We start from the raw sequence: 19,802 nt of genomic DNA on the forward strand, positions 1-19,802 counted from the left end.
TCTTAAACTCTTTAAAAGTACGAATTATTATCCATACCCCTAGAGTAGTCACCCCACCATCGATGACACTTGCAATCCATTGATCTGTCATTGCTAAACCCCATTGTATAGTTTTTCTACATATTATTTTCATCTCCTTTTTAAATATTCATAACAAAAAAAAAACAAACCTTTATGCTCGAAAGGTGGGAAAACTCCTCTGGTGCCGATAACGGCTCTGTACCATTCGTAAACATCGGAAAATAAACAAAAACCCCCTTAGCGGAGGCTTTGTATTCCTTTTTTTATGTCTTTTGCGTTATATTTCGCGGGTAAAACACTTAAAATAGCCGTCCACGTTTTTCCATTGTTCGAGATTAGGTTGTAATCCGATGAACGTGATGAGTGTCTTGGGACCTACAATCGTTCAAAAATCAACGCACTTGAAAATCCTGACTTCTTTTCGTCCATTCATCGTATCCGCCAAGAAGGTTCAAAACCTTATTGACGCCATTAGCCTGAAGGATACTTGCAGCGATTGCTGACCGTCCGCCGCTCCTGCAGTGAACCAGAATAGGTTTATCAGTCGGCAAATCACCTAAACGCTCTGGCAACTGTCCAAGCATTATATGATGAGCCTCAGCTATATGCCCATTTGCCCATTCATTGCTATTCCGAACATCCAACACGTATACCTCTCCGCGTTGAATGGCTTCGCGCGCCTCTTGAATCGTGACATAATCGTATGCTTGATCATCCGATCCCACTAAATCGACCACACATGGGTTCATGGTTCCTGCCAACTTATCCAGTCCGATGGACTGGAGAGTGCGGGCAATCTCTGCAACATGATCTTCTCCCGCTAATACATAGATGGGTATGTCGTACGAAAGCAGCCAGCCGGCCCAATTGACAAATGACTTATTCCATGGAATGTTAATCGTACCCGCGATGTGATGTTCAGCAAATGGTTTGGAAGGACGCGTATCAACTACGATGCCTTCTTTTACCCAGTTCGACACTATTTCTACGTCCACAGGCGCCGTTACAGGCTGCTCAACATGGGAAAGTAAAGCGGGGCCCTCCTTGTTGAGCTTTTTCATCATCGCAAAATACTTAGGCGCTTCCGGCTGACCCGACAATAAATTTTGAACAAATTCTTCTTCATCGTTATACTGAAGTGCCCAATTGACCAGCTTCTCATATCCGACCGTACTGAACGGCACAGCTCCTAGCGCCTTGCCGCACGCACTCCCTGCACCATGTGCCGGCAGCACTTGTATAAAGTCAGGAAGTTCTTTGAATTTTCTCAATGATCGGAACATCAGTCTGGCTAATTCCTCTGATGTACCCTGTTCGCCCGCTGCTTTTTCAAGCAAATCCGGACGCCCTACGTCACCCACGAAGACAAAATCACCTGTAAAAATACCCAGCGGCGCTGTTGCCTTCGAACCGCCATCTGTAAATAAAAACGAGATGTGTTCCGGTGTATGCCCCGGTGTATGCATGACTTCAAAGTGGATATTTCCAATACTGAATTTGTCGCCATCCTTCAGCTTTTGTGAGGGATATTGGTCCATAAACTGATATTTCCAGCCCTCTCCCCCCTCATCGGACAGATACAGCTTCACCCCTGCTTGAGCCGCCAAATCTCTTGCTCCAGATACAAAATCCGCATGGATATGAGTTTCAGTTGCCGCAACAATACGAACCCCTTCCTTTGTCGCAGTCTCGAGATAAGGTTTGATATCGCGGGACGGATCTATCACAATCGCTTCTCCTGTAGCCTGACAACCAACAAGATAGGAGGCTTGGGCTAACTTTTCATCATAAAAAAATTTCAATAACATTCGAATCCCTCCAATTAAAATCTTAATGCATCACCTTTGATTACGACTTTCTGCGTTGACCTGAACCTGACGCTCTCCAACAACTTCCAGGAATGCGCTAAATAGCTGAAATCCTCTCTGCACAGAAGGGTCTTTTAGAAGTTTCAAGACCGAGAATACCGTAACTGGCCTCGTAATGCTCTCTGCCCTAATTTGAACTTCTTGGATCATGGAAACTCCATCTTGTACTTTTGAGCTCAAGGGCTCTACAATCTCTTTCGCACTGTTAAAGAGATACCCGAGGGATTGTTTATCCGTAGCAACAGATTCAAACGTATCGAATATTTGTTCCATTATCTGTACATATTTTGTGATTTTTGGAAGCTTATCCAGAAGGATGAGAGCAGATTCGAGCGTTTCTCGGCTGAGGTGTACAGAAGGAAACTCCCCCTTTAAACCGTTAAGCAAATGACTCAGAGATTCCTTATCCTTCATGACCTCATTGGCAAACGTCAGCATACGGTTAACAGCATCATACTTTTCCAAGAAGTCAGTCAGATTCTCTAATGCATTTGCTATGCTGGATTGAATTTCAGGTCTGGATAAAGCTTCCTCAAGCGGATTGATATTTGGATTGTTCGAGTTTTGAGTCTCTGACATCGAACACCCTCCTTCCTTTACGTTAATCAAATAATCACATCAGGCCCTTGAGCATTCCGTTCCAATAGATCAGAGGCAACAATTCCTTTTTCATCTGATACATACTCCATCTTTCTTTTCCTTGGTCAAACGGAAATGTCTCGTCCGGTTCGTTGGTGTAATTAAATTCTGCTAGAATGAGACTCCCATAGCCTGTCACGATAGGACATGATGTATATCCGTTATACTCCTTCACTACGGGTTGCTTGTGCATCATACTAAGAAGGTTTGCCACTACAACGGGGGCTTGTTTACGGATGGCCGCTCCCGTTTTCGAAGTTGGCAAGCTTGCGCAATCGCCAATTCCGAACACATTTGAGAACCGATTATGCTGTAGTGTAAATTTATCTACATCAACCCATCCCTCTGCGTTGGCAAGAGCGCTCGATTTAATAAAATCAGGTGAGCTCATAGGAGGCACGACATGGATCATGTCAAATGGAATCTCAACATGTTGTTTGGTATCTAGCTGTTCAAACACTGCGATTTTTTCTGTACCCCGAATTTCAATTAAATTATGCTTAAAATGTGTTTCAATCTCCTTGCGCTCAATGACTTTATTTAAGGAATCGGCATACTTTTCTACACCAAAAATTTTCGTACCTCCCGAAACAAACATCACTTTAGCCTTGTCGCGAACCTTCGACTTACGGAAATAGTCATCCGCAAGATACATAATTTTTTGTGGGGCACCTCCACATTTAACGACTGTGCTGGGAGCCGTAAAAATGGCATTCCCGCCTTTGAAGTTACGCAAATTTTCCCAAGTACTATTCACATAATCGTACGAATAGTTACTGCATACACCATCCTTGCCCATGGACTCTTTTAATCCTTTGATTTTATTCCAGTCAATTTGGATGCCCGCGGCAACAACCAGATAATCATACAAAATTGCCTTTCCGGAAGAAGTCATCACCTTGTTTTCCTCCGGGTTGAACGATTGAACGGCCTCTTGAAGCCAAACGGCGCCCTCCGGGATCACAGAAGACTCTTCGCGCTCTGACGCCTCCCGGTTGACGGCCCCGCCGCCTACCAATGTCCAGAGCGGTTGATAATAATGTTTCCCCGCCGGATCAAGGATAAGAATTTGACCAGACAAATTTCGAGCTTCGCGCAGCAAGCGGGCTGCCACGCTAATTCCGCCGCTTCCCCCGCCTACGATAACTACCTTGTAATGCATGTTCTTTCACTCCTTTTTCTTAATTCGACAAATGTCGAGTGCTTTAACCGTACTGCGTTGACAGGTAGAGATATATCGGGGAAATCCCTGATTTATTATTAGAAATGCAAGGCTTTCACGTTCAGGACAAGCATATAAATGGCAACAACAAACACAAAACCAGCAAAGATGTAATTCAACGTTTTCTGTTTCGTACTCCACCTGGACGCTAAAACAGTACCGACTAGCCCTCCAATGATCCCCCCTGTGATATACTCAATGACGACCCACCAGTTTACCAATCCTGAAATACTGTAGTTAACAGCAGTCGTAAGCCCAAATGTTCCAACTGAGAACAAGGATGATCCAATAGCTTCAATCATCGGTAGACTCGCAGAATACATGAGGCCTGGCACAATAAGGAATCCGCCGCCAATGCCGAAAAAACCAGAGATAAATCCGACTAATACACCCATCGCAATAACCAGAACCATTTTAGGGGATGCTACAGATTCAGTTAATGTTTTTTGACCTGTACCTTTCCTTGGCAATATCATTCGAACCGCCATGACAATCATCAAGATAGAGAACAAAAATAAAATTTGATTAGCAGGAACCAATTTTCCGACGGCGGATCCGGCATACGCGCTGAGTGAACCTGGAATTGCAAAAGAAACGGCAACCTTCCACTTCACATGCTTCTTTTTTGCGTGCGGAATTAAATTCAGGTATGCGTTAACAGCCACCGCGAAAGCAGTACTGCCGATTACGACATGCGGGTCCTGAATGCCCACAACATACAGCAACAAAGGAACGGCTAAGATGGATCCGCCACCACCAAGCAATCCCAAGGTAAACCCGACCGTGCCACCTGATAGAACAGCAAGAACTACCTGCACTGCAGACAATGACTCTCCCCCTTTCATGATGTAAATGTATAATCAAAAGAGAAACGAATAAATCGGGGAAATCCCTGATTTGTTTGGTAACGAATAGGTAGTACCCTATAATTCCAGGTAGGAGGATAAAACCATGTCAGACGCACCTGACCAGGATACCCGCAGACTTCGCGAGTTGTTTAATTTGTTGAACGATGGAATTATCGTTATGGATCAAAACAGGATTATTGTCTTTATCAACCCTTCAGCAACCCGAATTACTGGATGGGAGTTGGGAGATGTCATCCCATATTGTACGTACTGTCAAAACAGACCCGTCCCCCCTGGAGAAGAACGATGCTTTTTGGCAAGCCAACCAAAGCAGAGCTATTTCGAATCTGATCTTCCAACAAAAATGGGAACGCCTGTATCGGTAGGAATGAGTCGAACATTTTTATCGTCCCCCCGCAATGCACCGAATGGAGATATGGTCATCACCATTCGAGATGTCACTGTTGAACGTCAATCTAAAGAATTGGAGAGACGAGCCCAATTAAATCAACGGACATTGGAGGTGCAGGAAGAAGAAAGGAAAAGGATCTCTCAGGAACTTCATGACGGCATTTCTCAAACTTTATACGGCATTAACCTAAGCCTGGAGCATCTGAGAAACCATTCACAGGATCAAAAAATTAAAATTGACGAAATTAAGCACCAGGTAAAACTTTGTGCCGAAGAAGTGAGAACTATGTCACGAGCATTGTACCCTGCTGTTCTATACGATTTAGGACTAACTGCAGCCATTCGAACCCTAGCTGATCAGATGAAAACAAATAAACGCGTGATCGAAGTAAATATTGACTCTGATTGGATACAAGATGAATTAAGCCGAAGCACCGTGCATGTTTACAGAATCGTACAGGAGGCTTTGCATAACGCAATTCTACATGGAGATGCCTCCCGAATCCTCATTTCTCTTTCTTGCGATAAGGTTTGTCTTGTGAAAATCGAGGACAATGGCAAAGGATTTGACACCGAATCTATAATAGAATCTCCCGGTTACGGATTAAAAAATATGAAAGAACGAGTGGTGGCATTAAATGGTCAACTTATTATTAATTCTTCAGTCGATCAAGGTACAAGAGTGGAGCTTCAATTCCCTAATTCTTTGAGAGCCAATAGCAGCACACGAGGGGAGGAATTCTGATGAATAAGAAAAAATTGGTCATCATTGATGATCATCCATTAGTGCGAAAAGGATTACGGCTCATTTTCGAAGAGGAGTCTGATATCATAGTTGTTGGAGAGGGATCTTCTGGGGAAGAGGCTGTCCTGTTGGCTGAACGGTTGAATCCAGATGCCATTTTAATGGATGTACACATGCCGTATGGACTGGATGGTGTTACCGCTGCAAGGCATATTCGTGAATTACATCCTCAAATACGCCTGGTCATGTTAACCATGTTCGATGACAATGCACATATCGAAAGAATGATTGCAGTCGGTGTTGATGGAATTGTATTTAAAAATGATGATAGTAAAGAAATTTTGGAAGCACTTCGAACTGGAACTTCACGCTACCCTTACCTCCCAAGCCGGTTGCCCTATGAAGTTCGAGAGAGAATATTGAAGAAATCTAGGAAGGCCGAGTTGTTTGATAACCTATCTCCCAGAGAAACAGAAGTATTGATTTTTCTTGCAAATGGCTTTACAAACAAAGAGGTCTCCAGCAAATTATATATTAGCGTGAAAACAGTTGAGACACATCGTTCCAATATCATGAGAAGATTGCACTTGGAGTCCAGAGCGGATCTAGTAAATTACGCGTTAAAAAATGGTTATATCGAATCTCTAAAATCGCTTGAAGAAGAAAAATAACGAGTTCATTTCGATAGATCGATGATCGCGGGGCCGTAATCGGCTTCGACTTCCTGAAAAAATTTCTCTAATTGATTTCGAGCCAGGTTTGGATGCTCATATGTAAATCGCTCCGACATTGAATTACGGTAGTGGGTCGGATACGGCTCTTTGTTTTCATCCACTAAGGCTTCAAAGACCTTTTCGTTGGAAGAAAAATGTTTTAATACGCTTTGCGGTATACAATGCTGATTTTTTACGAGATCGCTCAATTTATTCACCCGTTCCATATAGAACTACCTGTTTTCTAAAAATAACACATGGGCGAATAATATTACAGTACGTGGAAATGTTATCAAGGCACAAACCCGGTAAGGGTTAGCCCTAAATATTACCTAAATTGCAACCTTTTTCTGACAGTGACGTCGATTTTTATAGAAGGGAGGGAAAAGCAGATAACAAGGTTTTTGACAATCATTACGGTTTGTGGACTGATACTCGCAGGATGTTCCGCAGCAAATGGAGCAAGCAATGCTTCCGATTCAACGGTCCCACCCGCACAAGTAGACGTTCCTATGTACAGTATTGATCAGATGATGAAGGGGAAAACAGACCTGGTTGTCCTGGCGAATGTGGAATCGGTGAGCAACGTAAAAGACAGCACCCAAGGCGATCCCGAAGCTTCCCATCAAGAAGCCGTTTTACACGTCGAAGAACGGCCAAGCCAAGGACGTAACCGTTAAACTCTACCAATCCACTGATAAAGTAAAAGCCAATCAAAAGTATCTGTTGTTCCTAACCTAAATCCGATATTGGTCAATATGTCGTCTCTGACGGACTCTCACAAACAGAATACAACAATGATAAGTTGCAAGTGAATGTTTCCGGCATTAAGGGAACCTTTATGATAGAAGAACTTAAAAAAGTGTTTGCAGAAAAAAAGGCTGCAAAATAAGCCACAATTCGAGTCCCCGGTAAGGGCGCAAGACAAACAAAACAGCCACTAAAGGTTTTTTATGCTGCCTCTTGCTGCCTAGCACACCGGTCCTTCGCTACCTTTTGTTTTTACTCCAAAAATAAGAGCAGCTAAAACCACCCAAAAGAATATCAGTAGCAACATCGGTCCCCAGAAAAAATACAAGATCACCCTGTTTCATTGTGGCGATCCGGTTGCATATACCGTTTAAATCGGAAAAGTAAAAAAACAGCTCGTATGAGCTGTCCTGTTTCAATATTTGTATGGTAGCCTGAACTGACAGGCAGAATTTCAAGCGACTCTTCCCTTAAAGACTACTATCAATACAGATAACCAAACGGTTTTAGATATCCTGTGCGAGAGCCATCAACTGTTCGTTCTCCACGAGCCCGATTAAGGCCGTAGGTTTTGGCATTCCTATTTTTGTTGTACCATTTTCTTCATAGACCGCAATTTTACAGGGCAGAAAATAACCAACCAGCGCATTTTCAGACAAAACCCATTTGGCCTCCACCGGATTGCAGACTTCAAGGATGTGATAGGTCTGGTCGAATTCCACACCTTTCTCGTTCAGCTTTTCTTTCATGTCGAGCTGCCATAACACACCGAATTTTTCTTCCTTCAAGCTTTCTTGAAGATCTGCGATGGCTTTTTCGGGCGATTTTTTATCCCGGACATCAAGCATTTTCAAGTTTGTCTTCGATACGTCTTTCAATACCTTCGGGTCTACGAATAAAAGGCCTTTAACCGACCAAACCATTCGTATCCACCAAAAAAAACCGAAACCGAGCAGTAAGAAAAGAATTGGCATTACTGTCCTCCTTTACCTTCCACAGCTCCCTACAGTTAAAGTAGCGCACAGCGACTGCTGTTGCCAGCTTTTCAGGCATCACAACTTTTCTTCAATTTAAACCAATTCATCCGTCCACGCGTTGAGTCCACCGGTCATATTCACGACATCGAATCCCTTTTCGGTTAGCAATTCACACGCAAGTCCGCTTCGGTTACCACTCGCGTTTAGGGTCCAGTTCATGTTGTCTTTCGATCAATTGTCCCAGCGGAATATGTTTAGCACCGGCGATGTGCCCGGCGGACCATTCGTTCGGTTCCCTCACGTCCACAATCAAGATCGACTCGTCTTGTTTTAAACGTGTGGAGACTTCCTGCGGTGTTATCTCTTTTGGTATTTGAAACGTCATGATCAAATCCCTCCTGCGTTCGAAATATTCATTAGAATATGATTTACCGGCTTTTCACAAGTAGTTCAACCGCTTCCTTAACAAGCTTGTCTGTATCTCCTCCAGCGGCTTGCGCTTCCAACAAACATTGTTGCAAATTCTCGGCAACGATTTGGGCGATGGCCTTATCGGATGCATTACGAACAGCCGACAGCTGGCTCACAACCTCTTTACACGACTTGTTCTCTTCCATCAGGCGAAGCACGCCGCGCACCTGACCCTCGATTCTTCTCAAGCGTGTTTTCAATTCATCGGTATAATTGTACTCCATAAGTTTACCCCTACCTTTCATTTCACATATACACGTATGGGTATATTATAAGTCAAAAAATAAAAACACGATATTAGATAAACAGATTTACTTTACCCTCTGACGCATCTCCCAAGTAAGCGGCCACCCCACCATATTCGATGCCATCCATCAGTTCCTCTTGCTGCAGCCCAAGCAGATCCATCGTCATCGTACAGCCAACAAGCTTTACGCCTTGCTCTTGTGCCAATTCGATCAGCTGCGGAAGAGAAAGCGCGTTGTGCTTTTTCATCACATGCTTAATCATTTGTGGTCCCATACCGGCCATATTCATTTTGGACAATCCGAGTCGCTTCGCGCCCCTTGGCATCATCCAGCCAAAAGCCTTCTCCAGCAACCCTTTATTGGTTTTCACCACTTCATCTTTGCGCAGCGTATTTAATCCCCAGAACGTAAAGAAAATGGTTACTTCGTGGTCGTAAGCCGCAGCGCCATTGGCAATAATGAAGGCCGCGATTGCTTTATCTAAATCACCGCTGAATAGGACAATGGTTGTTTTTTGTTTTGTGGCTTCCATGTTATAAATGCCTCCTTTTTATATACTTATACCCCTATAGGTATAATTCAAGACAAACGAAATGAATGCAAGACTAGAGCGCAAGAAAATCCTATCCAGGAGCCGTTACAAAATAGATGACCAGACCTTTACGGCGGTTAATGATATTAAAATGACCAACGCGTAGCGCAAAAACCGTACGTTTATTTTTGAACTCACTCGGGAGCCGAGCGGAGCGCCGATCAAGCTGCCGAGCACCACAAATATTGTAGGTAAAATGGGGAACGGCCCCGCCGTTATTTTACCGATCACACCGCCAATGGCGGAAATGAATACGATGGCAAGTGAGGAAGCAATCGTAATACGTGTTGGAATTTTTAAGACCGTCAGCATAATCGGGATCAGAATAAACGCGCCACCGGCACCGACAACACCGGATACGATTCCCACAATAAAGGCGGATATAGCTGCGATCCATTTATTGAACGTGATCACGCCCTCTGGATCTGCTTGTTTTACTCGGGTTGGCATTAACATCAACACGACGGCTATAATGGCCAATGTTCCATAAATGATGTTAATAACGTCCCCATGTAAAAAGCGTGAGCCAAAACCGCTAATCAGACTGCCCAGCAATATACTGGTTCCCATATATAACACAAGTCCGTTATGAATCGTTTTCTCGCCCTTCTTCCGAAATGCAATCAATCCGGCTAAGGATGCAAAGAACACCTGGAACATGCTAATGGCTGCGACTTCTTGCCCGGTAAATTGAGCGACGCCGAGAGTGGATGGAACAAATAACAAAAGGGGATAATTGATAATAGCTCCGCCTATGCCGAGTAAGCCGGAGAAGAACGATCCGACAAAACCCAGTGACGTCATGACCATGTAAAGGAGAATGTCCATAATTCCCTCCTTGTTCTGCTTTAAACAATAGGTTATAATTAAACCAAGTAATTTCATCAGAAATAAGGTGATATCTTATGATAAGCGTTTTGAAAAAAATATTTGAAGATAATTGTCCCACGTGCAATCAACGATTAACCCCCATAAATCAGTCCCTTTGTTGTACAAAGGTTTGTCCACAAGGACACTATAAAGAAGAAAGCTACTGCTCCTTGGGGGTTAGAATCCTATATGACGGCTTAAAATAAGTGAACACACTAATTGTGTTCGCTTATTTTTATAGTTGACCCAATCAGATCTTTTTTACGAAAAATTTATAAATCCCGTTTTCTTCTTCATGTTTGATGAGTTCGTGTTTGGTTTGTTTCACCCAGGCTTGAAAATCGTTTACGGAACCTTTGTCCGTTGAGAGTACCTCCATGACCTGCCCCGGCTGTAATCCATCGAGTGCCTTCTTCGCTTTCACAATTGGCATCGGACATGCCATTCCTTTGGTATCGACAATCAGATCTGCTTGCATTCGTCATTCCTCCTTAGTTATCGTGAACGGCACAGCGGTTCGGACCAATTTCCATTTCGCGCTGCTCTTCATCACTTGGGGCGATTTTGCCCATATTGGTCTGCCGGATTTCCTGATACGAATTCGGATGCTCCGGCAAATTTTCGGTCACCATACGTCTGAACTCCGTGTCATTCGCGATATTTAAACCACGGTTGTTGGCATATAAATCGGCCAAACGAGCGGACACCCGGCCTCCTTCACCGAGTTCGGACACCTTGCCAAAATGAGCCGGGAGTACAATCAGGTCCTGTGACAGTTCTTTATAACGGTCATACAGCGTCTGCCGGAGATCTCCTACCCAATCCTGGGCTTGACCGGCCAAGTCCGGTCGCCCGATCGACTCGATGAACAAGATATCCCCGGTCAGTAAATATTGACCATCTACAACCAGCGATGTACTTCCAATGGTGTGACCGGGAGAATATACCGGTTGAATGTTGATCGTGGTCTTGCCTACGGTAATCGCCTGGCCTTCTTCCAGCTTGGCATAGTCAAACGTGACTTCGGTCGCATCTTTTGCAGGAATCCAGTAGGTGGCCCCGACTTGATCGGCGAGCTTCCTACCGCCTGATATATGATCCGCATGAAGATGAGTGTCAATGGTGTGCGTAATCTTCACACCTTGTTCGTTTGCAAAGTTTTCAAACACATCAGTCATTCGGAGTGTGTCTACCATAACCGCTTCACCACCGGACACAACCATATAGGATAAGCAGCCCTTGCCGATCCGGACAAACTGATAAATGGAGCCCCCATCTTTTAATTCGCCAATCTTGACCGGTTCCAAATGTTCGCTCCAAGCCTGCATGCCGCCTTCCAGGTAAAAAACGGGGCTTCGCCCGGCTTCGACAAGCTGTTCGGCGACAAATTTGGACGATCCTTCTTTTGCACAAACGACCAACACGTTTTTACCGTTGGGGATGTTATCAAGTGCAAGGTCCACACCATCCAACAACTCGAAATAAGGGATATTGATCACGTCAATACGTTCCCCTTCGATTTTCCAATCGTTAAAATCACTTTCATTCCGAACATCCAGAATAAAGAGTTCTTCTTTATTCATCACGAATTGGGTCAGTTCTCTTGATGTCATCGTGTTTAATCCTGTTGCGGTTGTCATCGCTTGCTCTCCCCCTTAACTTAGAACGTTAGTGAAACGTTGGCATCCTTTGCGAAATCCAGGAATGTAACAGCGCCCCCGACTTCAATTCCATCGATAAAATCTTCTTTTTTGAGGTTCAGGACATCCATGGTCATTTGGCAAGCAATAATCTTGACACCTAGCTCTTGAGCCATCGCCACCAGTTCAGGTATGGAGGGAACATTGGCATTTTTGAATCCTTCCGCGAAATGCTCTTTCCCGGTTGGAAGGGGTAATTGATGATGCGCCTCTTTATGAATCAAATTAAGTCCTTCAAACGTGAAGAATATAGCGACTTCGGCGTCTGTTGCCGCCGATGCCGTCGCGATATTGAATACCTTGTAGGCATCAAACAATCCGCCGTTACTTGCAATGATTGCTACTTTACTAGACATGAGTATTTCCTCCGATACTTATTTTTTTAATTTAGTTCTGCTCGGTTGGCCCGTTCCAGCCGGACATGCCAGGAAGTACATTTTTCACATTTGTAAATCCTTTTTCCGCTAACAGCTTACAAGCCAGATCACTTCGGTTGCCAACGCGGCAGACGATTTGAATTTTTTCATTAGGGTCCAACTCATGAATGCGGCTTTCCAATTCCCCCAGTGGGATGGACTTTGCTCCGGGAATATGGTGAAAGACATATTCCGCCGGTTCGCGCACATCCAAAACCGTTATATTTTCATTGGCAGCCAGCCTTTTTTGCAAATCCTCATTTGTTATGGTAAAAGGAAACTTCTCATCCTCTTTGGTTTCATTCGGATTCGATTTGCGAAGGTAATGTTTCAAAACCTCGCCTTCCTCAATGGTCCCTAGGTATTGATGGCCTGTGTTTTTAGCCCAGCCTTGCATATCGGCCAATGAACCTTTATCCGTAGCCAGAACCTCGATCACCTGGCCTGCTTTTAGTTCGTCCATGGCTTTTTTCGTTTTTACGATGGGCATGGGACACGCAAGTCCTTTACAATCCAGTGTCTTATCTGCCTGGATACCTGATGGTAAAGACATATCAATAACCTCCTTATGTTTTGGTCTTCACCCCATTTGGCCTTTGTTTAATGTGCCCAGCAGGGGGAAAATATTTCTTTTTACGGTCAGATAGTGAAGACAAGTTCCAAGGGATATTTATTATTTATACGTATACCCCTATGGGTATTATAATAAGCGAGAGATTTGCCCTTGTCAACACTACCACCTTAAACATCCAACTTTCTCGCGAACCGGGCGGATGTCAGACGCGATATCACTGGACATTGACCGCGCCTCACTCAAAAAATAGGACCCCACATGAATCTGTTGTGGGGTCTACGTGTTTTTCTGATTATCTTCCATTTCCTCTTATAAACAGGCACTAACTTAAGGTTTCGGCATGGTTACTTGGTTTAAACTTGTTGTTTTTATAATAAAGGGGTCCCGCCACATGCCCATCAAGCTAAAATGAATCTATACCCCAAAATGGAAAAATAAGCTATCCTTTCTATATCAGGCATGATTCCATAGAAAGGATGGTTTGTCATGAAGTCTAATCCACTTTCTATCAGCGAAGAAATGCAACTGCTAGCAATTACAACGTCATTTTTCTCCTTCTCAGCTTGAAGAGCTCGCTAGAAAAGCCGGCTTTGTCCAACGTAAAAGCAAATATACTGCACAGGATATGGTTTCCTTATGTGTCTTTTTAAATGATCCTGTATCAGTGACCCCCCTCGCACGATTATGCAGTCAACTTGATGCATCCAATCATCTTTCGATGAGCGCAGAAGGATTGAACCAGCGGTTCAATCCTTCTGCAAGTAGCCTTCCTTCAATCCCTTTTTTCAACACTTCTCCGAGAAAAAATCATGACTTCTTTCTCACTACCTTGTGAATGTAACGCGTATTTTCATCGTATTCGTATTCTGGATTCAACGGTGTTTCAACTTCCTGATCCCTATGCCGACCGTTACCAAGGTTCCGGAGGAAGTTCTCATACGGCCCGATACCAGCGTAGCTGTTATGAGGAGCAAAATGGATGTAAACCCTTCCATTTATTATCCATAAAAAGGAACCAGCGAAGCTGACAAAGATCGCAAAGTGTTACCAAGAACTAACATACGAATACCTCTCATGACAGCTACGCTGGTACTGCCCCTTTTCTGAATGTTGGCAGGACCCCTTATTATCAATATTTATCATGGGCGAATACAGGTACATCCTTTTGCACCCTTAGCGTGGTGAGAAGCGGCTATTTTTGTATCCATATCTCCTTAACGTTGTAAATCCGCGTTTTGCTGGAGGTACCCTTTAGAGTAAAAAAAATGCCAAACCCCAGATACGATTGAAGGCTTAGCGTATATTATCGTTAAAATGTTGGCGGGACCCCTTCAAGCATTAGCGCAATTATTCAGATAATTGTGGACTTTGATGTATCAGGTTCTCTTTTTTTGTAGAAAACCTTATACAATCCGTTTGGCGCCTATGTAATTCGATCCCCAATAACTGCTGGCCAGCGAATCGATATGAATGCCGTGCGACGAGGTGGCGGAAATGAATTTGTCGTTGCCCAGATAGATGCCGACATGCGAGTTGGAACCAATCGAGAAGAAAACAAGATCGCCCGGCTTCAGATTCGAAGTGGTAACCCGGTTCCCCGAGGTATGAAATATTTGGCGGGAGGTTCGGGGCAAATCCAACCCCTGCTGCCGGAACACATAATTGACGAATCCGGAGCAGTCGAATCCGGAGGTCGACGTTCCACCCCACACATAAGGAATGCCGAGCAGTGTCTTGGCCTTCTTAATAAGCTTTGCGGATAGAGGGGGCGTCTTCGGCTGCGGTGCCGGAGCATGCCAAGCCGGCGCATGATATTTGCCGTCCTTGCAAATGATCGCGATACCGTTCTTGTTGTCCCATTGTATCCTGTACCCGAAGCTTTCGGAGATGAAGCGCACCGGTATGAACATATGGTTATCCTTGAACAGTGCCGGCGGCGAAGTCATTGTCACCCGCTTGCCATTCACATCGGCGTCTTTAGAGCCCGTTTTCATCTTAATGGTTCGGCCGTTGTTTTGGAGTGTTATTTGTACCTCCGATCCATCGATGCGCCAGTCGATCTTGTATCCCATTTGCTCGGCTACGGACCGAATAGGCACCTGCATGCCCCCATTGCCGTCAACGAACGGCGCCGAATCCGGGAACGCAACAATCGAATCGTTAATCTGGATTTTCACTCCGTGTTGAGCGGAATAAGCATGGGCGGTCGCTGCATGCATTGCGGCTCCGGCAGCCCATACCGTGCAAGCCAAAAAAGCGGTCTTGAACAATCGGTTCAAAATAATTCGCCTCCATGTTGCCTCCGAGGTTAGTTGACGGGTTCGGGAAGAGGAATTCCCTAGCTGGCCGGCTAACAGCTGGACGAGCATTCACCCCATAAAATAAATTCCCCCGTACCGGTCATTCTGCATGGCCGGATTCGGCATAATATTTTCACTATGTATAATACTAGTTATAACATTGCTTAGGCCGATTTCGACGAAAACGCTAGCCCTAAAGCATCTCAATGCTATCGTCCACGGTCCGGGTTGCGGCTATTTTCATGACAAGCCGGCCCAGCTCCTCGAAATTCATCTTGTTCATTCTGTCGATGAACGTATCCGAGACGGAATCATGTCCGGTGACCGCTTTTATAATATCAACGACAGCTTCCACCCGTTCTTGATGATGGTCGCTGACGATAAGGTTCATTCGATAGAGGCCTCCTTCCTAAGTGTCTGGCTAAACGTAAAACTGATGATTGCCGATTTGCTTCGTGAAGCTAAGCGTTTTGAACCAGCTCGATTTGGACACCTTCGGATTATAATAGAAAAGCGCATTGCCGGTCGGGTCCCACCCCTTGATCGCGGCCCTGGCCGCCTGGAACGCTGTTTGATCCGGCAGCAGCCAATACTGCCCGTCGTTAACGGCGGAAAATGCTTTCGGCTCAAAAATGACGCTTCTAATCGTATTCGGAAATAAGGGAGACAGGCGCCGGTTCAGAATGACCGCGCCAACCGCCACCTGGCCCTTGAAGCTTTCGCCTCTGGCTTCGCTGTAAATAACGCGCGCCATCATGGACAGTTCTCCTCGGTAAACGGTCAGCTTTTTCAGTTTCCGCCATGTCATGGGGCCGACAACCCCGTCGGGGACAAGTCCGTTATACTTCTGAAACCGCTTTAATGCGCCGGTGGTGATATTTCCGAAATTGCCCGTTATCGGACCGTTGAAATATCCGAGCGTCTGCAGCCGGAACTGGAGATCTTCCGTTAGAGGGTCTTTGCTGCCGGGCTTTTGATAGGGGTACGGTCCAGCCGCCGCCTCCGTGCTAACGAAGGCTGTGGTAATAATTAAGAAAAGAACGAGCAGAGTTGGAAGCTTGTACATGATGAGTGATGCCCCTCCAATTCGTTATTATACATTCTTCATCAATTTCCGATTCTAACACAGCGGGGCGAGTTTGTTTACATTCTAAAAAAAATATAATTTCCTTAAAATTTTCTCAGAAGGGGCAGCAGATGATGGCGAAAATGCGGAGTGAATAGGAAATATTGCGGTTAATCGTCGAATTAACGGAGGAAGACGAGCGGATTCGGGCCGTTATTATGAACGGTTCACGGGGCAATCCAGATAAGCAGGAAGCAGCCAGAGAGGAGGAAGATGATTAATCCGTGGCAACGGTCTCGATCGATGACAGCAGCCGCTTTAGTTATTTTAAAAAAGAACCCCAACTTATTAGGGCTGGGGCGAAGGTTCCTCTGGTGACTCTCAAACACCGGAGGAGTAAAAAAGGTTATGAAATGAACTCGATGTTCTTCAATCATCTCGTTCACAGTTATTTAATATATACTACGTCAGCTTATCTGTCACTGCGAAGAATCTGGTTATGCATACATGTACAGTAAGTATTAATATTTACTAATCATTTTTATTTTGATTTATAGTTTGAGAAATAAAAACTGAATGCCCCCCAAGTCATTATGAAAAACGCGTAGTTAGTAGTATTCATCGAAGCTGCCGCGGGATCGATGTGGCAGCCTTGAACGCAGTAAATGAATACGGCAAGCCTGATCAAAAAAATGATCTCACTCTACAAATGAACGGATTCTAATGTCTAAACTATGTTTAAAGTAAGCGTCAAATAGCCCCCACCTTGAACTTACCCCTGTTGAACTTACCCCTGTCAAGTAGACAATGAAGAAAATAACCCTCAAAACCATTAAGCGACAAGAGCCTTCAACTGGGCTCTTGTTGTTTAAGCCGCATTGGATCCGTTCTTCATTGTAGGGGTCACCTCACGAAAAGGAAAAAATCGTACGCTAAGCAATTCATTACATGAAAAACCGGACCCTTTACTCTACAAGGGGTAATACCATCGTCGCTGACACCAAGGGCAAAGTAGATGGATCGTTAGCGTAACGCGGCTGTACCAGTTGTTTCATTTAGCAGTTGTTTCATTTCATGTAGCGATATTCCAGGAGATTCTTCAAATTTGAGATTTTCTGCAGCAGCTTCTCCCCGACATTGGTTTCCCTCACCAGCTTCCGCTCCAGTTCTTTGTCCACCAGCCTTTTTACAGACAATACGTCCGTTCCGTTACATAACACATCTTCTTTTGAATTAAATTTCTGATGGGCAACGAGCTGCATGCCAAAGGAATTATACAATAAGGTATATCCGGCGATGCCCGTTGTGGATTGATAGGCTTTGGAAAAACCGCCGTCAATGACAACCATTTTCCCGTTTGCTTTAACGGGGTTCTCTCCACGAATTTCTTTAACTGGCGTGTGGCCGTTAATGATATGTCCATGATCCGGATTCATATCAAACTCCAGCAGGATTTTCCGGCAGATCTCCTCATTTTCACGCAATTGGTAATAAGGGTTCTTTCTCTCCTTATAGGTTTCTTTATCTTGGATAAAGTACCGTTCAAAGCTGGTCATTTCTCTCTTTCCAAAGAGCGAGGAACGTTCCCCTGTCCAGATGTACCATACCATATCCGTAGCCAGATCATCCGTCTCTTCCGGATGCGCAAAGGCGTAACGTAAATAATATTCAAAAACATCGAGCAGCTGACGGCCCGAATACGTCTTGTCTTCAATCTGCATTTCTTCCATGTTTCCTTCTTCATCCAAAGGAATACAGCCGTGAAATAACAAATTCCCGTTGTATTTTAAATAAAGGCTGCCCTTTTTCATAAGAAAATTCATATGTCTGGCCAGCTTTTCGGAATGCTGAACGGAGAACAGCAGCTTTTCCATCACCTGCTGTTCTTCCTCCAGCAATTGTTCAGGCTGCTGCGGATTTACGGTTGCGAAACAGGTGTTTTCCAGCGGGTAAGTTTTTCCGCCGATCTTGATTTCAGTTTTGTCGTAATCGATCTGCTCAAGCAAAAGCCTTTCAGACATATTAAAGTATGGGCGTCTCTTGATAATCGGGATTTCAAGCTTAAACTGGATCATGGCAATGGCTTGATGAATTTTGGTAATCTGCAGGATTTCCTGCTCCGAACCGTTATGGTCGGTCTGCAGCTTCGGTCTAAAGGCCGGATTGTCATCATAGTATTTCTCCGCCAAGTTCAGCAGTGGGCGAAGATTGATTCCATATACGTCTTCGATGATGTCCAGATTGTCGTATCTGGCGCAGATCCGGATAATATTCGCAAGGCAGACCAGGGAACCCGCATAGGCGCCTATCCACAGGACATCATGGTTCCCCCACTGAATGTCTACAGAATGGTAGTTGATCAGCGTGTCCATAATTTTATCGGGGTCCGGCCCGCGGTCATAGATATCTCCGACCACATGAAGATGGTCAACCACCAGGCGCTGGGTCGTATAAGCAAGGCCGATAATGAGCTTGTCCGCCTGGCCCAAGGAAATAATTTGCCGGTATATTTCCTCATAATAAGGGTCCTTATTGTTGGTCGAATCCGTCTTGTATAGAAGCTCTTCTACAATATATACAAACTGCTCCGGCAGAGCTTTACGCAATTTCGAGCGCGTATATTTGGAAGAGGCATAAGAAATGAGCTTAAGCATTTGTTCAATCGTTTGTCTGTACCATCGGTTCAAGGCTTGTTTATTGCACAGATCTCCTTTAACCAGCTGTATTTTTTCTTCCGGATAATAAACTAACGCCGTAAAATCATTGATTTCATGATCCGTCCAAACCTCACGGAACAAGGCTTTGATTTTCTCTTTTACGGTACCCGAACCGTTTCTTAGTACATGCTGAAAAGCCTGGAACTCCCCATGCAAATCACTGACAAAATGCTCAGTTCCCTTGGGAAGATTGGAGATTGCTTCAAGGTTAATGATTTCTGTTACAACTTTTTCTTTCGTATCATATTTCTGGGCCAATAAATCTAGAAACTGCGCATCCAAAACAGATGTCCCACTTCAAGGAAATATGGTGATGTATAAGAGGTTTTTTAAATGGGGCTAGCCGCGTACCTTTAAGCTTAGTGTAAACAGTAAAGGGAAAAACATTAGGTTTCCGAGGTTCCCTTTGGTACTCTTACTAACAGCTATTATAACTGAAACTTCCCACGCTATCCTGCCAGTTACTTCAACAAAAGAAAAAGGAGCTGCCGCGCGGCAAGCTCCCAACTAACGTGCCCAGGTTAACGAAGTGGATTATGTAAGTGCAGACGATGTTAAATATTTAAGAAAACAGTTAGATGGCATCTATAATCAAATCGAAAAATTTTACGATGGGGGATGACTTCACTTGCCATACGTAAAACAAATTACGAT

Annotated in this window: 21 protein-coding genes, 1 pseudogene and 1 riboswitch; of the genes and pseudogenes, 4 read left to right on the plus strand and 18 right to left on the minus strand. The window is 44.4% G+C overall.

Annotated features, from left to right (window positions below; genetic code table 11):
- Positions 1-413: 413 nt before the first annotated feature.
- From ACFPYJ_RS32560 to ACFPYJ_RS32575, 4 genes are all read right to left on the minus strand, one after another.
- Positions 414-1,829: an MBL fold metallo-hydrolase gene (locus ACFPYJ_RS32560; RefSeq protein WP_379192662.1), complete on the minus strand. Its 1,416-nt coding sequence runs from the start codon at positions 1,827-1,829 to the stop codon at positions 414-416.
- A gap of 30 nt (positions 1,830-1,859) precedes the next feature.
- Positions 1,860-2,468 carry a helical membrane plugin domain-containing protein gene (locus ACFPYJ_RS32565; protein ID WP_379192664.1) on the minus strand — a complete coding sequence of 203 codons (609 nt, stop codon included), beginning with the start codon at positions 2,466-2,468 and terminating at the stop codon, positions 1,860-1,862.
- A 34-nt stretch (positions 2,469-2,502) separates the two neighbouring features.
- Positions 2,503-3,690 carry an NAD(P)/FAD-dependent oxidoreductase gene (locus tag ACFPYJ_RS32570; protein WP_379192667.1) on the minus strand — a complete coding sequence of 396 codons (1,188 nt, stop codon included), beginning with the start codon at positions 3,688-3,690 and terminating at the stop codon, positions 2,503-2,505.
- A gap of 98 nt (positions 3,691-3,788) precedes the next feature.
- Positions 3,789-4,568 (minus strand): sulfite exporter TauE/SafE family protein, encoded by a 780-nt coding sequence (locus ACFPYJ_RS32575; protein ID WP_379192829.1) that lies wholly within the window; start codon positions 4,566-4,568, stop codon positions 3,789-3,791.
- A gap of 133 nt (positions 4,569-4,701) precedes the next feature.
- Here ACFPYJ_RS32575 and ACFPYJ_RS32580 point away from each other — a divergent pair, with 133 nt between their 5' ends.
- Both ACFPYJ_RS32580 and ACFPYJ_RS32585 read left to right on the plus strand, forming a co-directional pair.
- Entirely contained in the window at positions 4,702-5,754 is a 1,053-nt protein-coding gene (locus ACFPYJ_RS32580) for a sensor histidine kinase (RefSeq protein WP_379192669.1), read from the plus strand.
- Positions 5,754-6,425: a response regulator transcription factor gene (locus tag ACFPYJ_RS32585; protein WP_379192671.1), complete on the plus strand. Its 672-nt coding sequence runs from the start codon at positions 5,754-5,756 to the stop codon at positions 6,423-6,425. Before ACFPYJ_RS32580 ends, ACFPYJ_RS32585 begins: the two co-directional genes overlap by 1 nt.
- Before the next feature lie 5 nt (positions 6,426-6,430).
- Here ACFPYJ_RS32585 and ACFPYJ_RS32590 read toward each other — a convergent pair whose 3' ends face one another.
- Positions 6,431-6,694, minus strand: coding sequence for a DUF4238 domain-containing protein (locus ACFPYJ_RS32590; protein ID WP_379192673.1), 264 nt, complete (start codon positions 6,692-6,694; stop codon positions 6,431-6,433).
- A gap of 177 nt (positions 6,695-6,871) precedes the next feature.
- Here ACFPYJ_RS32590 and ACFPYJ_RS32595 point away from each other — a divergent pair, with 177 nt between their 5' ends.
- Entirely contained in the window at positions 6,872-7,147 is a 276-nt protein-coding gene (locus tag ACFPYJ_RS32595) for a hypothetical protein (RefSeq protein ID WP_379192675.1), read from the plus strand.
- 576 nt (positions 7,148-7,723) lie between these two features.
- On the opposite strand, the gene ACFPYJ_RS32600 is transcribed toward ACFPYJ_RS32595, so the two are convergent.
- From ACFPYJ_RS32600 to ACFPYJ_RS32655, 12 genes and pseudogenes are all read right to left on the minus strand, one after another.
- Complete coding sequence (locus ACFPYJ_RS32600) at positions 7,724-8,065, minus strand: DUF302 domain-containing protein (protein ID WP_379192831.1); 342 nt, start codon at positions 8,063-8,065, stop codon at positions 7,724-7,726.
- A 222-nt stretch (positions 8,066-8,287) separates the two neighbouring features.
- A pseudogene (locus ACFPYJ_RS32605) lies at positions 8,288-8,579 on the minus strand (rhodanese-like domain-containing protein).
- Between the two features lie 43 nt (positions 8,580-8,622).
- Positions 8,623-8,889: a metal-sensitive transcriptional regulator gene (locus tag ACFPYJ_RS32610; RefSeq protein WP_379192677.1), complete on the minus strand. Its 267-nt coding sequence runs from the start codon at positions 8,887-8,889 to the stop codon at positions 8,623-8,625.
- Positions 8,890-8,962: 73 nt separating this feature from the next.
- Positions 8,963-9,445, minus strand: a complete 483-nt coding sequence (locus ACFPYJ_RS32615) for a DsrE/DsrF/DrsH-like family protein (protein WP_379192679.1) — start codon at positions 9,443-9,445, stop codon at positions 8,963-8,965.
- A gap of 105 nt (positions 9,446-9,550) precedes the next feature.
- The gene (locus ACFPYJ_RS32620; protein ID WP_379192681.1) at positions 9,551-10,333 is read right to left on the minus strand and encodes a sulfite exporter TauE/SafE family protein; all 783 of its coding nucleotides are present in this window, start codon (positions 10,331-10,333) and stop codon (positions 9,551-9,553) included.
- A gap of 292 nt (positions 10,334-10,625) precedes the next feature.
- Positions 10,626-10,853 (minus strand): sulfurtransferase TusA family protein, encoded by a 228-nt coding sequence (locus ACFPYJ_RS32625; protein WP_379192683.1) that lies wholly within the window; start codon positions 10,851-10,853, stop codon positions 10,626-10,628.
- 13 nt (positions 10,854-10,866) lie between these two features.
- The gene (locus tag ACFPYJ_RS32630) at positions 10,867-12,015 is read right to left on the minus strand and encodes an MBL fold metallo-hydrolase (protein ID WP_379192685.1); all 1,149 of its coding nucleotides are present in this window, start codon (positions 12,013-12,015) and stop codon (positions 10,867-10,869) included.
- A 20-nt stretch (positions 12,016-12,035) separates the two neighbouring features.
- Entirely contained in the window at positions 12,036-12,431 is a 396-nt protein-coding gene (locus ACFPYJ_RS32635; RefSeq protein WP_379192687.1) for a DsrE/DsrF/DrsH-like family protein, read from the minus strand.
- Between the two features lie 31 nt (positions 12,432-12,462).
- A complete protein-coding gene (locus ACFPYJ_RS32640; protein WP_379192689.1) occupies positions 12,463-13,044 on the minus strand; it encodes a sulfurtransferase TusA family protein in 582 nt (193 codons plus the stop codon).
- A gap of 1,424 nt (positions 13,045-14,468) precedes the next feature.
- A complete protein-coding gene (locus ACFPYJ_RS32645) occupies positions 14,469-15,344 on the minus strand; it encodes a C40 family peptidase (protein WP_379192691.1) in 876 nt (291 codons plus the stop codon).
- A gap of 3 nt (positions 15,345-15,347) precedes the next feature.
- A riboswitch (cyclic di-AMP (ydaO/yuaA leader) is annotated at positions 15,348-15,500 on the minus strand.
- 58 nt (positions 15,501-15,558) lie between these two features.
- Positions 15,559-15,756, minus strand: a complete 198-nt coding sequence (locus tag ACFPYJ_RS32650; RefSeq protein WP_379192693.1) for a hypothetical protein — start codon at positions 15,754-15,756, stop codon at positions 15,559-15,561.
- A 30-nt stretch (positions 15,757-15,786) separates the two neighbouring features.
- Positions 15,787-16,431: a cell wall hydrolase gene (locus ACFPYJ_RS32655; RefSeq protein WP_379192695.1), complete on the minus strand. Its 645-nt coding sequence runs from the start codon at positions 16,429-16,431 to the stop codon at positions 15,787-15,789.
- Positions 16,432-16,595: 164 nt separating this feature from the next.
- Between ACFPYJ_RS32655 and ACFPYJ_RS32660 the strand changes: the two genes are divergently transcribed.
- The gene (locus tag ACFPYJ_RS32660) at positions 16,596-16,712 is read left to right on the plus strand and encodes an aminoglycoside 6-adenylyltransferase (protein ID WP_379192697.1); all 117 of its coding nucleotides are present in this window, start codon (positions 16,596-16,598) and stop codon (positions 16,710-16,712) included.
- 786 nt (positions 16,713-17,498) lie between these two features.
- Here the strand turns inward: ACFPYJ_RS32660 and ACFPYJ_RS32665 are convergent.
- Positions 17,499-19,430 (minus strand): fructose-1,6-bisphosphatase, encoded by a 1,932-nt coding sequence (locus ACFPYJ_RS32665; protein WP_379192699.1) that lies wholly within the window; start codon positions 19,428-19,430, stop codon positions 17,499-17,501.
- Between the last annotated feature and the right edge of the window lie 372 nt (positions 19,431-19,802).

Origin of the sequence: Paenibacillus solisilvae, assembly GCF_042656405.1 — a bacterium.
In the GTDB taxonomy this organism is placed as follows: domain Bacteria; phylum Bacillota; class Bacilli; order Paenibacillales; family Paenibacillaceae; genus Paenibacillus_Z; species Paenibacillus_Z solisilvae.